At 51.0% G+C, this 382-nt stretch carries 1 pseudogene; it reads right to left on the bottom strand.

The features are described 5' to 3' along the window. A pseudogene (locus SANK73390_RS10775) lies at positions 1-382 on the bottom strand (hypothetical protein); the annotation flags it as partial.

Raw genomic sequence — 382 nt, 5'->3', positions numbered from 1 at the left:
TAGGTTTGCCGACAGCCTCATTTTAACATCCGCTATCAGCTGTTGCTGAGCACCGTCACCCAATGTCTGCTCAGGTTTGATATAACCCACAAGCTGTTGCGCCCCCGCCAGCTCTTTGGCCATCACCAGTGCTGACTCCACCCCTGCTTGCGCCAACAGTTGCCCTTCAACCTCACCCAGCTCAACCCTAAACCCTCGGATCTTCACTTGATCGTCTACCCGTCCGATAAACTCTAAATGACCCTCTGGTAAATAACGCACTAAATCACCGGTACGATATAGTCGCTGCGAGCTATTTGGATGATGAGCGTCATAGAACGGGTTAGCGATAAAGCGCTCCGCGTTAAGCTCTGGACGATTTAAATAACCTCGCGCTAAACCA

The organism is Pseudoalteromonas sp. SANK 73390 (assembly GCF_054966645.1).
This window is presented reverse-complemented; position numbering and strand designations above follow the sequence as displayed.